The sequence below is a fragment of the Pseudomonas sp. ACM7 genome (assembly GCF_004136015.1).
GTDB classification, from domain to species: domain Bacteria; phylum Pseudomonadota; class Gammaproteobacteria; order Pseudomonadales; family Pseudomonadaceae; genus Aquipseudomonas; species Aquipseudomonas frigoris.
In genome coordinates this window covers 3,535,554-3,550,178 of sequence record NZ_CP024866.1, presented here as the reverse complement: position 1 = coordinate 3,550,178, position 14,625 = coordinate 3,535,554, and the positions used below count along the sequence as shown (strand labels likewise).

Sequence of the window (14,625 nt, the reverse complement as noted above, 5' to 3'; positions counted from 1 at the left end):
GCGCGGGACGCCGGTAAGGGTCGTTTCCTTACCAAGTCTCGCAACGCAGCATGGCGCGTCCACAGCTTCAGCCCGGAGGGCCGAACCCCGAAAAAATCCATCAGCCGTCACGCGTTGTCGATCTGGAAAAAACAACATCAATCCTCAACTATTCCAGTAGGGGTGAGACGCGGCCGTAATTTACTGTGGGCACGCCCTGCCGGGCCGAGTATAACGGCGAACTGCCTAGCGTTCGTCGTGGTCCTAATTCATATAGACGCCCCTTCGTTTTCCAGATGACTCAGGAGATTTCATATGCGTGTTCCCTTTCGCTTGATTGGCGGTGTATTGGTCGCGACGTTGCTGACACAGGTGACCGCTTGCGGATCGATTTTCTACCCTGACCGTCGTGGTCAGATTGACGGCAAGATCGACCCGGCCATCGCCGCGCTGGATGCCGTGGGCTTGCTGTTCTACATCATTCCCGGCCTGATCGCGTTTGCCGTGGACTTCGCCACTGGCGCGATTTACTTCGAGCCCGGCAAGACCGCCCAGGTGGCCCCGGAAAAACTCAAGGAAGCCATCGGCGCCGACGGCAAGGTCGATAACCACAAGTTGCAGACTATTCTCGAAACCGAACTGGGCCGCAGCTTCCCGCTGGATGACCCACGCCTTATCCAGCACAAGGGCAGCGCGCAGCAACTGGCCATGTTCGGCCTGCAACCTGCCGCGTAATCCGTGCACTTAAAGGAATAGCCGCACTTATGATCTCCAGCTCCGAACATGCCCGCCTGCTGCGGCTGGCGACCCGTGCCTCGGTGGCGGTGGCATGCACGCTGATCGTCGCCAAAGCCATTGCCTGGTGGTTGAGCGGTTCGGTGAGCATGCTCGCCGGGTTGACCGACTCGACCCTCGACGGCGTCACCTCGCTGCTCAACCTGCTCGCGGTGCATTACGCCTTGCGCCCGGCCGACGATGATCATCGGTACGGGCACGGCAAGGCCGAGTCGCTGGCGGGCATGGCTCAGGCGTTGTTCATTGGCGGCAGTGCGGTGCTGATTGCCTTGCAGGCGATTGATCGACTGAAACACCCAGAACCGGTGGGGGCGCCATGGATCAGTATCGGGGTGATTGTGTTTTCCCTGGCACTGACCCTGGCACTGCTGATGTTGCAACATCGGGTCGTCAAGGCGACCGGTTCCAACGCGGTGCGCGCCGACTCCCTGCATTACCGCTCGGACCTGTTGCTCAACGGCAGCATTCTGGTAGCGCTGGTGCTCGCCGGGTTTGGCTGGCATCAGGTCGACCCTTGGTTCGGTTTGGGGATTGCCGCCTACATTCTCTGGAGCGCGATTCATATCGCCCGGGAAAGTTTTACGGTGCTGATGGATGAAGAGCTGCCGTCGGACGTCAGCCAGCACATGCTCGAACTGGCCTGCGGTGTACCGGGAGTATTGGGGGCGCACGACCTGCGCACGCGGATTTCCGGCAACCAGTGGTTCGTGCAGTTGCACCTGGAATTGCCGGGGGATTTGACCCTGTCAGTCGCTCACGGTATCAGCGACCAAGCCGCCGATGCGATTCACGCGGCTTATCCGCGAGCCGAAGTGCTGGTGCACGCCGACCCGCAGGAAGTGGTACCGGCAGGCAGGGCTCAGAAAGAAACCTGATACCCGCGACTGCTCAGGCAGTTGCCCTGGGCCTGACGGTAGGCTTGCACCACCGACGGATCTGGCTGGTAGGTGGCTGTTCGCGGATCGAAGCCACTCTGCTGCACCGCGTATTGATAGCACTCGTAACCGTCCTGGTTGACCTGCTCTGGCGACTGACCGTTGGCCGGATACGCCACCACGTCATAACCATTGCTGACCGGTTGCGGCTGCGGTTGTATGGGTGGCTCGACCACCACGTAATCCTGAGTGCTTTCCTGATAGGCGTAATAGGAACCGGCCGCCAGGAACAACAGCGCACCGCCGATCCACACTTCACGGGCGTAATCGGGCAAGTAGCTGACGCGAATCCCGCGTGGCGGCTGCACTACCACGTAGCGCGGGCCTTGTGGGCGATACCAGTAGCCGCCGGAGAAGAAGTAATCCTGACCACGGTATGGCACGCGGTAATCACGGTCCGGGAAGCGATCGATCACATGACCGGGACGGTACTGCGGGCCTGCGCCCCAGCCATTACCGTGCCCGTCCGGGCGACCGGCCCAGCGATGGTCATCGGGACGCGGACCATTGTTCTGCCAATGCTGGTTGTTATCGTTGCGCCGCGGCACGTCCTGGTAGTAACCACGCTGTGGCTGCTGGGTCTGGCGCACGGTGTCGGGCCGACCCTGAATCGGCAGGTCGTTGGCTGGTAACTGCGGAGGTGGCGGCGGCGAGCGAACCGGATTGTTGTAATCGTGCTGCGGCCGGGGCTGGTTCTGCCACTGGCCGTTGTTCTGATTCTGACCGTTGTGCTCGAACTGGCGACTGTTATCGCCACGAATGATTTCGTTATTCTGCGCACGCGGCTGGTTCTGCTGCGGATTGTTCTGCGGGCGCGGCTGATTATTGCCGCCATGGCCCTGATTGTTTCCCTGATGACCGTCCGAGTCACGTTGTCCGCCATCGGGACCACGATTTTGCGGCTCATCGGCCAGCGATTGCGCAGTGACACTTACACACAGCAAACCAACACCGGCCAAACGCCAGATGCGCGACTTCATGCTTTTCCTCACTGCGGGTTAGGGCCTGTACGTAAGACTTGGAAAGCGCAGGCCGGTTCTGCAACAGGTTATCAGTCGCGCAACTTATTTATTGAGGACGCTTTGCTCAGGGCATGAAAAATTCCGGGCAAAAGAAAAGGGAGACCCGTCGGCCTCCCTTTGAGAACTTCGTCCGTGCTCGACGCTTTTGACGTCGGCTCACCTCACGCCGTCTTCTGGACAGTGTGTAGCTCGGGGGCCGGCTCATCCCCTGTGGGGGTGGCGACCGCAGCTGGCCTGATTGGGCGAGCCGCTGTGGACTGTTTGTCCGAGCAGTGATTCTGGTGATAAGAATAGGCTCGCGGCGCCGGCAGAGGATTGCGAAGATTGCTCAAATAAACATCACTTGCGCAATTTTTAACCCTGGATAGATAATCCACCGCAATAGTTATGACAAAGGCCTGATTGATGAGCAAACTCGACCGATACGACCTGAGCATTTTGGCGGAATTGCAGCGTGACGCGCGCATCTCCAACCAGGAGCTGGCCGAACGCATCGGCCTGTCTCCCTCGCCATGCTCGCGGCGGGTCAAGCAGCTGGAGGACGACGGTTACATCTCCCGCCAGGTGGCCCTGCTGGACCGCAAGATGCTCGGCCTTAGCCTGACGGCTTACGTGTTGATCGGCATGGACCGCCATACGCCGGAGCGTTTCGAAAACTTCGAAGCGGCGATTCGTACGTTGCCGCAGGTGCTGGAATGCAGCCTGGTGACCGGGATGGATGCCGACTATCAGCTCAAGGTGGTAGTGCCGGATATGGACCATTATCAAAAATTGCTGCTGGGACACCTCACCCGGATTGAAGGGGTGACGAGTGTGCGGTCGAGTTTTGTGCTTAATCAGGTGCTCAACAGTACCGAGTTGCCGTTGACCCATCTGCGCAGCTGATACTGCTTCTGTAGGAGCTGTGTAGGAGCTGTCGAGTGAAACGAGGCTGCGATCTTTTGATCTTGTTCTTAAAAATCAAAGTCAAAAGATCGCAGCCTCGTTTCACTCGACAGCTCCTACACGCTCCTACACGCTCCTGCAAGTGCGAGCCAGGCGACGAATGACTGCGGCACACTGCCGCAGGTCAATGCCCCACCGATCCCCCATGACATATACTCCAGCGCCTTTTAGCCCCGCCCGCGCTGGAGATGTTCGATGGATCCTGCAGTATTCGAAGAGTGGATGATGACCGGACTGGTCAGCATTCTGATCATTTTCATGGGTTTCATCGTCTGGGATCTGGCGAAGAAGTCCAAGGCCGGCCGCTTTGGCTCGTTCATCCTGTTCTTCGTACTCGGCCTGGGCGTGGCCGCGTTCGTGATCAAAAGCGTGGTCATCGGCCTGATCGAATCCGGCACGCTATAAACGCGCCGGCACTTCCTTCCACTGGCCCTGATCGAGCCCTTCGATCGACCAGTCGCCGATTCTGACCCGCACCAGACGCAATGTCGGTAAGCCGACTGCCGCGGTCATGCGCCGTACCTGACGGTTGCGCCCTTCGCGAATCACCAATTCCAGCCAGCTCGTCGGCACGCTTTTGCGAAAGCGTACGGGTGGGTTGCGTGGCCACAGTTCAGGTTCTTCAAGTTGCCGCGCTTCAGCCGGTAGCGTCATGCCGTCATTCAGCTCGACGCCATCGCGCAATCGCTGCAATTGCTCGGCGCTCGGCTCGCCTTCCACCTGCACCCAATAGGTCTTGGCCAGTTTGTGTTTCGGGTCGGCGATCCGCGCTTGAAGCTGGCCATCGTTGGTCAGCAGCAGCAAACCTTCACTGTCGCGGTCCAGCCGCCCGGCCGGATAAATCCCGGGAACATCGATGTAATCCTTGAGCGTCGCCCGCCCTTCGCCGTCGCTGAATTGCGTCAGCACATCGAACGGTTTGTTGAACAGAATCAGCTTCGGCTCGGCCGGCGGCGCTTTGGCGACACGGCGCGGGGCTGAAGACGATGGCGCAGGCTTCACGCCAGGGCGGCGGGAAACGGGACGTTGAGGACGAGACATGGGAAAAGGAACATCTAACGGTCAGGGCTGCTAATGCTAGTGCCCCGACCGCTAAATGACCATGACTGTTAGCGGAACGGCGGTTCGTCAAAGCTGCGCAGTTTGCGCGAGTGCAACGAGTTGAGTTCGGTGCGCAACAAATCCACCGCCTCGATCCCGATCTTCAAGTGCTGGCTGACCGCGCGCTCATAGAAGGCGTTGGCCGAACCCGGCAGTTTGATTTCGCTGTGCAACGGTTTGTCCGACACACAGAGCAACGTGCCGTACGGAACCCGCAAGCGATAACCTTGCGCCGCGATGGTGCCGCTTTCCATGTCCACCGCCACGGCGCGAGACAGGTTGATCAGCGGACGCTCCTGGGCCCAGCGCAATTCCCAGTTACGGTCGTCGTAGGTCAGAACCGTGCCGGTGCGCAGGCGTTTTTTCAGTTCGTCGCCCTTCTCACCGGTGATATTGGCCGCCGCTTGCTGCAACGCCATTTGCACTTCGGCCAGGGCCGGAATCGGAATATTCGGCGGCACAACCCGATCGAGAATCCCGTCGCGGCGCATGTAAGCGTGCGCCAGTACGTAATCGCCAATCGTCTGCGACTGACGCAAACCGCCGCAGTGGCCGATCATCAGCCAGCAATGCGGACGCAGCACCGCCAGGTGGTCGGTGATGTTCTTGGCGTTGGACGGACCCACACCAATGTTCACCAGGGTCACGCCATGGCCGTCGGTGGCGATCAGGTGATAGGCCGGCATCTGATAGCGGTGCCAGACCACACCGGCGGCAATCGCCGAGGCTTCGCCGTGGTCCATGCTCTTTTCGATGATCACGTTGCCCGGCAAGACCATGCGCACGAAACGCGGATCGCTGCGCAACTGTTCCAGGCCATGGACGATGAACTGGTCAACGTAGCGGTGGTAGTTGGTCAGCAGAATCCATGGCTGCACATGACGCCAGTCGCTGCCGGTGTAATGCACCAGGCGGCGCAAGGAGAAATCCACCCGCGCGGCGTCGAACAAGGCCAACGGCAGCGGATCGGTGTTTTCCCAGTCATACAAACCATCGGCGATCCCGTCGGTGGCAGCGGACAGGTCGGTACTCGGGAACACCCGCGCCAGCGTCGCTGCGGTGACGCCGGAGCCGGCCAGTTCATCGCCCTGCTCGACCACGTACGGATAAGGAATGTTTTGCTGGCTGATACCGACTTCCACCGTCACGGTGAAGTCGTGCATCAACGGCACCAGCTGTTCCAGCAGGTACTTACGGAACGCCGCTGGATGGGTGACGGTGACGCTGTAGGTCCCCGGCAATTGAACCTTGGCATAGGCGCGCGTGGTCTGTGGGACTTCGCCCTGGCAAAGGTAGGTCAGACGCAGCTCGGGATAACGAAACATCGCACGCTGTTCGGCGTCCGGTTCGACTCGATCCTTGAGGTAACGCTTGAGCGCCTGGTTCAGCGCGGTGGTTGCACGATTGTGCAAGAGCGCAAGCCGGTCAACGGCTTGCTCGGCGGTTTGAACGACAATAAAAGCTTCGGTCACGATCAGCATCCTGTGTTCTGACTTGCAGGCCTTCATCTTGCCTGCATCGTCGTCTGACGGGAACAGTGGCGTGTTGATACGCAAATGCTTTGGTCACCGCAGATCAAATGTGGGAGCGAGCTTGCTCGCGATAGCGGTCTGTCAGGCGACATCTATGTCGGATGTTAATCAGTCATCGCGAGCAAGCTCGCTCCCACAGGAGTCGGTGTCGATCATCGAAGTGGCGTCGACCGGGCGACAATCGCTTCCACATTCAGCCCACGTGGCAACGCGCCATACACCCAACCGGCCGAACCCAGGCGGCTCGCAATGAAAGCGTCACTGACTGCGGAGTTGCCCGCCTCCAGCAACAGCTTGGCCTGAAGGCCCAAGGCGATGTCTTCGGTGAGCTGGCGGGCGCGGTATTGAATGTCGCTGGTGTCTTTGAAAGCCGCCTGCAATTGACTGATGTGCGCGGCCAGGCGTTGGTCGCCATGGCCGTCTCCCAACTCGCTGAACAACACATCGAGCACACCCGGCTCCTTCGACAACGCTCGCAACACGTCGAGGCATTGCACGTTGCCGGAACCTTCCCACGTCGAATTGACCGGTGCCTCACGGTACAACCGCGGCAAGATGCTGTCTTCGACATAACCGGCGCCGCCCATGCATTCGGCGGCTTCGTTGATCATCCCGGGCGCGCGTTTGCAGATCCAGTACTTGCCCACCGCCGTGACCAGCCGAGCGAATTTGGCTTCATGCTCATCATCCAGATGATCCAGCGCCCGGCCCATGCGCAGGCTCAAGGCCAGGGCGGCTTCGCTTTCCAGGGCCAGGTCGGCCAGTACGTTCTGCATCAAGGGTTGTTCGCTGAGTAACTTGCCGCCGACCTTGCGGTGAGCGCAGTGATGGGTGGCCTGGGTCAGGGCCTGGCGCATCAACGAACTGGAGCCGACCATGCAATCGAAGCGGGTCATGGCGACCATTTCGATGATGGTCGGAACGCCCCGTCCCTCCTCGCCGACCATCCACGCCAGCGCACCACGGAACTCCACTTCGCTGGAAGCGTTGGAGCAATTGCCGAGTTTGTTCTTCAGACGCTGTATGTAGAACTGATTGCGCGTGTCATCCGGGCGATGGCGCGGCAGCAGGAAACAGGTCAAACCCTTGTCAGTCTGGGCCAGGGTCAGGAACGCATCGCACATCGGCGCGGAACAGAACCACTTGTGGCCCACCAACTCGTACGCCTGGCCCGGACCACTGGCGCCAACCGGAAAAGCCTTGGTGGTGTTGGCCCGCACGTCGGTACCGCCCTGTTTCTCGGTCATGGCCATGCCGATGGTGACCCCGGCCTTGTGGGCCATGCCGACGTTGCGCGGGTCGTATTCGGTAGAGAGGATTTTCGGCAACCACTGCTCCGCCAGATCCGCTTGCAGGCGGATCGCCGGGACGCTGGCGAAGGTCATGGTCAGCGGGCAACCACTACCGGCTTCGGCCTGGCTGTGCAGGTAAGTCATGGAGGCGCGGGCGACGTGGGCGCCGGACTGCGGATGCGCCCAGGGCAATGAGGTCAAACCGTGTTCGACCGCTGTGCGCATCAACTCGTGATACGCCGGGTGAAACTCCACAAGGTCGATGCGATGACCGTAACGGTCATGGCTGCTGAAAACCGGCTTGTTCTGATTGGCCAGGAACCCCGCTTCCATCAGCGGCCCGCCGGCCAGGGCGCCGTAAGCGTCGATCCGCGACTCGGCCCAGCCGGCCCCGAAACGCCGCGACCACTCCTGCAACGGCAGGTCGATGCGATACAGGTTGGCGCCGTCCAGCGACGGTGGCTGGTTGGTGACTTCGTGGGTTTCGGCGAACTGATGCAGGTTCATGACGGGGCTCCTTTGGTCAGCCAAGGAACTTCAGTTAAGCACCGCCCCTTGACCGAACAAAGCGTCATATCTGCCTAACTGTCGGCGCTTTCGCCTTGCTTTTGACACAGCACCCGTCGATAGAGCGCTGCCTGCAGGTCCTCGAATTTCACCGGTTTGTTCAGATAATCGATCAAGGCACCGGTCGGGCAGCGTTCCCGATCAATGCTCAAGGCAATCACGAATACCGGTAGTTCGGCGCAGCCCGGTAACGCGCGGATCTGGCAACAGAGGGACGTGCCACCCAGAGATGGAAGCTGGCAATCGAGCAATACCGCATCAAAGGTTTCGCGCTGCAAGTGATCGATCGCGGTAGCCCCGTTGTCCGCGGTGCGCACCCGGAAGCCCAGCTTGAGCAACATGCCACGCATCACCAGCTGATTGATGCTGTTGTCATCAACCAGCAGGACGGTGCAGTCCTGAGGCAGTCGCAGGCGAGGAAACTCCCGGTTCATCAAGGGCACTGGCGGCCGCTCCACCACGGGCAGTTCGAACTCGACGTCAAGCTGGAAGCGGCTGCCACGACCAGGCTCGGAGCGGTGGGTCAGTTTTCCACCGAGCAGTTCGACCAGTTGCCGACAGATCGCCAGGCCAACGCCCAGACCGCCGTATTCACGGGTCATCGAGCCATCGAGCTGGAAGAACCGCTGATACAGTGTCGCCTCCCCCAGATCGGTGAAGCCGATGCCGGTGTCGATCACCGCAAAGGACAGCGCCAGTCGGTCAGGCGCCACGGGTTTACCCGTCACCCGCAGCGCCAGTCCGCCGATCCGAGTGAACTTGATCGCGTTATCCAGCAGGCATTCCAGGCATTGCGCCAACTTGGCGCTGTCGCCGTGCAAGCGATCCGGCAGCCCCGGCGTGACCTCGACTTTGAAGTCCAGAGACTTGCTCAACGCGTTGCCCTCGAACTGCAGGCGCAAAGCCTCGACCACGCCGCGCAAACTGAAAACGGCCGGATAGGTCTTGAGCTTGCCGGCCTGCAACTCGGTCAGGGTGAGGATGCCGTTGACCATGCGCATCATGTCTCGCGCGGAACCGGCGGCCGTTTGCTGATATTGCTCCAGCTCCGGGTCCATCTCGACGGTCTGCATCAGCTCAAGCGAACCGATCACACCGTTCATGGGCGTGCGTAGTTCGTGGGTCAGGGTGGCGAGAAATTCGTCCTTGAGCTTGTTACTGCGAGCTAGTTGCTGGTTGAGCACTTCAAGCGTTTGACCGGCATCGAACAGGGTCTGTGCCTGTTGCTCGCGCATGGAATTAATGCGATCGGCCAGCGCCAGGGACAGCAGCGCCACTTCAATCGCCGAGCCGATCTGGCTGGAATACATGGTCAGGAACACGTTTGGCAGGTAACCCAGCACCATCAGGGTGTTGACGATGCCGCCGAGCAGGAATGCCGACCAGGCGATGATGAAATACCGCGCCACTCGCAGGCCACGCAGCCAGGCGAAAATCCCTGCGGCAAAAATCACTACGGTGAAGGTCAATGCCAGCGCAGTCGCCAGGCGCAGGGCCAGGGCGTAACTGGTCATCAACGACAACCCGACCACCACCGCGCTAAACGCAATCAACGCCAGCAGCAAGCGGTCGAGCCAACGACTGTGGGTCGCCGTCTGCAAGAAGCCGCGCGCGAACTGGCTGCCGAACAGGCCTGCGCAACCGATGAAAAACGGCGTCGCTGCGTTCGCCCACCAGGGATTGTTCGGCCAGAAATACTCCACGGCCGCGCCGTTCACTGACAGCTGATACAAACCGAACGAGGCGATATAGAAGATGTAATAGAGGTAGCTGGTATCGCGCACGCTGAGATAGATGAACAGGTTGTACACCAGCATCCCCAGCAACACGCCGTAGATCAGCCCCAGCACATAGAGTCGGATCGGTTGCTCTTCCAGGTAGGCAGTGCTCGACCATAGGGTGACCGGCGCCTGGATCGACCCTTCACTCTGCAGGCGCAGGTACAGGGTTTGCGCTTGATCAGGGGTGAAGTTCAGATCGAACAGGTAGTTGTTCTGGCGGATCTCGCGACTGTCGAACGGCAAGGCATCGCCGGTCTGACGTGCCAGCTGATAGCCACCGGCCGCATCGGGCAAATAGAGATCAAGGTGATCAAGGGGCGGATAGGCCAGTTCGAGCAACCAGGTGCGTTGCACCGCGGGGTTGTTCGGGCGGTAATGCAGGTCGATTTTCAGCCAGAACACTGAACGCGAATAACCGGCGTTGAGGGTGGCTTTGTCGTGAGGCTTGAAGTTTCCGGCCGCGGCTTGTGCACGGACATCGGCGATGGTCGCCTGACCGCCCGCGTCTTCGAACACTTGCAGGATTCGGCCCAGGGGAAGGCTTTGAGTGAATTCGTCGAATTCGACTGCACTCGCCATGAGGGGCAAGCACAACAGCAACATCAGCAAATAGCGCATTTAAGCCCCAGCGTGGCCTGTCCGGTTATCTCAGGAAGCCCCTCATTCCTTTTGAGTAGACGTAAAACCGGTATTACCTGTTATTGGTTTGGATCCACTCTAGCATAGCCGTTGGTGGCCATTGAACACCATTGAAATTTTTCCTACAAAGGCTCTAGCACGGGCGTTCCAGCTACATGTGTTGGGCTAGAGCTGTTTCGCCGGTCAGTTTGTGACAACGCCCCACTCCGTGTAGCAGCTGCCGAAGGCTGCGTTCGGCTGCGCAGCAGTCGTGAAATCAGGCACAACGGTGTTTCAGGTAAATTGTGGATGCCGGTTTGACGACTGCTGCGCAGCCGAACGCAGCCTTCGGCAGCTGCTACATGGACCGTCATGACTCGTCGGTCGACTGGTGGTAAGCTCGCGCACCATGAATATCTACAGCTCTCGCCCCGTTGTCCTCTGTCTCTCCGGCCACGACCCAAGTGGTGGCGCCGGCTTGCAGGCAGATATCGAAGCCCTGCTCGCTCAGGGTTGTCATGCGGCCCCGGCCGTCACCGCCCTGACCGTGCAAGACACGGTCAACGTCACGGACTTCCGCGTCCTCGACCGCGAGTGGGTGTTGGCTCAGGCCAATGCCGTGCTCAACGATTCCGAAGTCGCTGCCGTCAAACTGGGCATGCTCGGTTCCCTGGAAATGGTCGACACCGTAGTCGAACTGCTCTCGGCGCACCCGCATTTGCCGGTGGTCTGCGACCCGGTGCTGCGCGCCGGTGGCGGCGGACGCCTGGGCAAGGACGAAGTCGGCTACGCCATGCGCGAACGCCTGCTGCCTCTGTCGATCATCGCCACCCCAAACCTTCCCGAAGCCCGCATCCTCGCCGAACTGCCCGAAGGCACCGCGGACGAGTGCGCTGAAAAACTCCTGCCATTCGTCAAACACCTGCTGATCACTGGCGGCCATGGCGATGAACACGAAATCCACAATCGCCTGTATAGCCGCGACGGTCACCGCGAAACCTTCACCTGCCAGCGCTTGCCCGGCAGTTATCACGGCTCCGGTTGCACGCTGGCCAGTGCCCTGGCCGGTCGTCTGGCCCTCGGTGAAAATCTCGCCAGTGCCGTGCAGACCGCGCTTAACTACACGTGGCGCACCCTGCGTGATGCGGAGCAGTTGGGCAAAGGCCAGTTCGTGCCGCGCCGCCTGCCGCTGGATTTCTGTTCGTAACTGTCCATGCGTAAAGCAAAAAGGATTGCCCGATGAAGCTACGTGGCCTGTACGCCATTACTGATAGCCAGCTGCTGGCAGGTAAATTTCTTTCGTACGTGGAGGCGGCGCTGGAAGGCGGCGTCACCCTGCTGCAATACCGCGACAAGAGCAGCGACGAGGCCCGCCGCCTGCGCGAGGCCGAAGCCTTGCGCGATCTGTGTGAACGCTACAAGACCCAGTTGATCATCAACGACGATGCTGAACTCGCTGCACGCCTGAACGTCGGCGTGCACCTGGGCCAGACCGACGGCCCGCTGATGCCGGTTCGGGCACTGCTCGGTCGCCAGGCGATCATCGGCTCGACCTGCCACGCGCAACTCGAACTCGCCGAGCAAGCAGCGAAGGAAGGCGCCAGTTACGTCGCCTTCGGTCGTTTCTTCAACTCCAACACCAAACCCGGTGCACCGACTTGCAGCCTCGAATTGCTCGACCAGGCCCGCAGCAAACTGCACCTGCCGATCTGCGCGATTGGTGGCATCACCCTGGAAAACGCCGCGCCACTGGTGGCCCACGGGGTCGATCTGCTGGCGGTGGTCCATGGTCTGTTTGGCGCCGAGAGCACGGCTGAAGTGACACGCCGCGCCCGCGCATTCAACGCCCTGCTTTCTATTTAAGTAGCTTAAAAATCTGATTTGAGAGCCCGATCATGTCTCGTTCCGAAACGCTGTTTGCCAATGCCCAGAAACACATTCCCGGTGGCGTGAACTCGCCTGTTCGCGCATTCAAAAGCGTTGGTGGCACGCCATTGTTCTTCAAACACGCGGAAGGCGCCTACGTCACCGACGAAGACAACAAGCGTTACGTGGATTACGTCGGTTCCTGGGGGCCGATGATTCTCGGCCACAGCCACCCGGACGTACTGGACGCCGTGCGCAAACAGCTTGAGCACGGATTGTCCTACGGCGCGCCGACCGAGATGGAAACCCAGATGGCTGATCTGGTCTGCTCGATCGTGCCGTCGATGGAAATGGTGCGCATGGTCAGCTCCGGCACCGAAGCGACCATGAGTGCGATCCGTCTGGCCCGTGGTTTCACCGGCCGCGACAGCATCATCAAGTTCGAAGGCTGCTACCACGGTCACTCCGACAGCCTGCTGGTCAAGGCCGGCTCCGGCGCCCTGACCCAAGGCGTGCCGAGCTCGGCCGGTGTGCCGGCGGCCTTCGCCAAACACACCCTGACCCTGCCGTTCAACGACATCGACGCCGTAGCAACCCTGCTCGCTGAAGTCGGCCAGGACGTGGCGTGCATCATCGTCGAGCCAGTGGCCGGCAACATGAACTGCGTACCGCCTGCGCCAGGTTTCCTCGAAGGCCTGCGCACCCTGTGCGACAAGCATGGCGTGGTGCTGATTTTCGACGAAGTGATGACTGGTTTCCGTGTCGCCCTTGGCGGCGCACAAGCCCACTACGGCGTGACACCTGACCTGACCACCTTCGGCAAAATCATCGGTGGCGGCATGCCGGTTGGCTGCTTCGGCGGCAAGCGCGAAATCATGTCGCACATCGCGCCACTGGGCCCGGTCTATCAGGCGGGCACCTTGTCGGGCAACCCGCTGGCCATGGCTGCGGGCCTGACGACCCTGCGCCTGATCAGCCGCCCGGGTTTCCACGCAGAGTTGACTGACTACACCAGCCGCCTGCTCGATGGCCTGCAACAACGCGCCGATGCCGCGGGCATTCCGTTCGTTACTACACAGGCCGGCGGCATGTTCGGTCTGTACTTCAGCGGCGCCGACGACATCGTGACCTTCGATGACGTGATGGCCAGCGACGCCGCCCTGTTCGGGCGCTTCTTCCACCTGATGCTCGAAGGCGGCGTGTACCTGGCGCCGAGCGCCTTCGAAGCCGGCTTCACCTCGATCGCTCACGGCGAAACCGAGCTGAAACTGACGCTGGATGCCGCCGAGCGCGCATTTGCTGCATTGAAATAACGCTGTGCCGCTGACGTTGGCGGTTGCCAGCGTCAGCTTTCACCTGCATTTCCGCCCTTATTCCTACTCTTCTGCTCAAAATCCCCAGCAAAGTGGGCGATATATTCCCCGCGCAGCAGAAAAACGAGTAAAGACTTTGTAAGGTTGGCCCTGCTTATTTCATAATGCGCGCTTATTGGATCCCTCGATGGGTCCGCGCGCCCTTCAGAGGTAAGTCGATTCCCATGAACCGCACCGGCCGCGCCCTTGCATTGGGCTGCCTGTTGCTCCTTCAGCCCCTGCTCGCGCTCGCACAAGCAGGCGGCAACTCGTTGTTAATCCCAGCGATGGGTCGTTGCACCCTCAATACTCAGCCGCAAGACCTGGCACAGGCTCTCGCCGCCTGCCAGAAAGCGTCGGATGAAGGGGATGCCCAAGCGCAATACGAGTTGGGTGAGTTCTACTACGACGGCAAAAATACGCCGCGCGACCTCAAAAAAGCCCTGAGCTACTTCGAAAAGGCCTCGTTGCAAGGCCATGCTCAGGCGCAATTCAAACTGGGCACCATGTTCTTCCACGGTGAAGGCGTACCGGCCAATAACGTCCAGGCTTATATCGTGCTGAAAATGGCGGCGGTCAATGGCGCTGAAGAAGCATTGGACACCGCCGACGAAGTCGCCGAGAAAATGCCCCGCGAAGAACTTGAGGTGGCTACTCAGGTACTGGGGCAAATCTTCCGCAAGTACCTGATGGAATTGCAGAGCGCCGATGGGCGTACGCCGTTTTCGCCACTGCCTTGAATTCTGCTTCGATCTTTCTGACCCCTTCGCGAGCAAGCCCGCTCCCACATTTGATCTGCGTCGTACACAAATCAAATGTGGGAGCGGGCTTGCTCGCGAA

General features: G+C 60.3%; 13 protein-coding genes. 8 read left to right on the top strand and 5 right to left on the bottom strand.

Annotation, left to right across the window (positions count from 1 at the left end):
- The first annotated feature begins 294 nt into the window (after positions 1-294).
- Complete coding sequence (locus CUN63_RS16745; protein WP_046056587.1) at positions 295-714, top strand: hypothetical protein; 420 nt, start codon at positions 295-297, stop codon at positions 712-714.
- Positions 715-743: 29 nt separating this feature from the next.
- Positions 744-1,649: a cation diffusion facilitator family transporter gene (locus CUN63_RS16740; RefSeq protein ID WP_129440930.1), complete on the top strand. Its 906-nt coding sequence runs from the start codon at positions 744-746 to the stop codon at positions 1,647-1,649.
- Here the strand turns inward: CUN63_RS16740 and CUN63_RS16735 are convergent.
- Complete coding sequence (locus tag CUN63_RS16735; protein ID WP_129440929.1) at positions 1,634-2,689, bottom strand: DUF6515 family protein; 1,056 nt, start codon at positions 2,687-2,689, stop codon at positions 1,634-1,636. The genes CUN63_RS16740 and CUN63_RS16735 overlap by 16 nt on opposite strands.
- A gap of 447 nt (positions 2,690-3,136) precedes the next feature.
- On the opposite strand from CUN63_RS16735, the gene CUN63_RS16730 reads away from it, so the two are divergent.
- Positions 3,137-3,616 carry an Lrp/AsnC family transcriptional regulator gene (locus CUN63_RS16730; protein ID WP_007937367.1) on the top strand — a complete coding sequence of 160 codons (480 nt, stop codon included), beginning with the start codon at positions 3,137-3,139 and terminating at the stop codon, positions 3,614-3,616.
- Between the two features lie 255 nt (positions 3,617-3,871).
- Positions 3,872-4,081 carry a DUF2788 domain-containing protein gene (locus CUN63_RS16725; protein ID WP_007937369.1) on the top strand — a complete coding sequence of 70 codons (210 nt, stop codon included), beginning with the start codon at positions 3,872-3,874 and terminating at the stop codon, positions 4,079-4,081.
- Here CUN63_RS16725 and CUN63_RS16720 read toward each other — a convergent pair.
- From CUN63_RS16720 to CUN63_RS16700, 4 genes are all read right to left on the bottom strand, one after another.
- Entirely contained in the window at positions 4,076-4,717 is a 642-nt protein-coding gene (locus CUN63_RS16720; protein WP_129440927.1) for a pseudouridine synthase, read from the bottom strand. The genes CUN63_RS16725 and CUN63_RS16720 overlap by 6 nt on opposite strands.
- A gap of 68 nt (positions 4,718-4,785) precedes the next feature.
- A complete protein-coding gene (gene amn / locus CUN63_RS16715) occupies positions 4,786-6,285 on the bottom strand; it encodes an AMP nucleosidase (RefSeq protein ID WP_178082705.1) in 1,500 nt (499 codons plus the stop codon).
- Positions 6,286-6,461: 176 nt separating this feature from the next.
- The gene (locus CUN63_RS16705) at positions 6,462-8,108 is read right to left on the bottom strand and encodes an acyl-CoA dehydrogenase family protein (protein ID WP_129440923.1); all 1,647 of its coding nucleotides are present in this window, start codon (positions 8,106-8,108) and stop codon (positions 6,462-6,464) included.
- A gap of 74 nt (positions 8,109-8,182) precedes the next feature.
- Positions 8,183-10,567, bottom strand: a complete 2,385-nt coding sequence (locus tag CUN63_RS16700) for a hybrid sensor histidine kinase/response regulator (RefSeq protein ID WP_129440922.1) — start codon at positions 10,565-10,567, stop codon at positions 8,183-8,185.
- Between the two features lie 409 nt (positions 10,568-10,976).
- On the opposite strand from CUN63_RS16700, the gene CUN63_RS16695 reads away from it, so the two are divergent.
- The 4 genes from CUN63_RS16695 to CUN63_RS16680 all read left to right on the top strand — a co-directional run bounded on the left by CUN63_RS16695 (position 10,977) and on the right by CUN63_RS16680 (position 14,525).
- On the top strand, positions 10,977-11,774 hold the full coding sequence (locus CUN63_RS16695) for a hydroxymethylpyrimidine/phosphomethylpyrimidine kinase (RefSeq protein WP_033054181.1): 798 nt from the start codon (positions 10,977-10,979) through the stop codon (positions 11,772-11,774).
- Between the two features lie 32 nt (positions 11,775-11,806).
- The gene (gene thiE, locus CUN63_RS16690; RefSeq protein WP_056744592.1) at positions 11,807-12,430 is read left to right on the top strand and encodes a thiamine phosphate synthase; all 624 of its coding nucleotides are present in this window, start codon (positions 11,807-11,809) and stop codon (positions 12,428-12,430) included.
- A 32-nt stretch (positions 12,431-12,462) separates the two neighbouring features.
- On the top strand, positions 12,463-13,746 hold the full coding sequence (gene hemL / locus CUN63_RS16685; RefSeq protein WP_129440921.1) for a glutamate-1-semialdehyde 2,1-aminomutase: 1,284 nt from the start codon (positions 12,463-12,465) through the stop codon (positions 13,744-13,746).
- A 224-nt stretch (positions 13,747-13,970) separates the two neighbouring features.
- Positions 13,971-14,525, top strand: coding sequence for a tetratricopeptide repeat protein (locus tag CUN63_RS16680; protein WP_111451157.1), 555 nt, complete (start codon positions 13,971-13,973; stop codon positions 14,523-14,525).
- Positions 14,526-14,625: the final 100 nt, after the last annotated feature.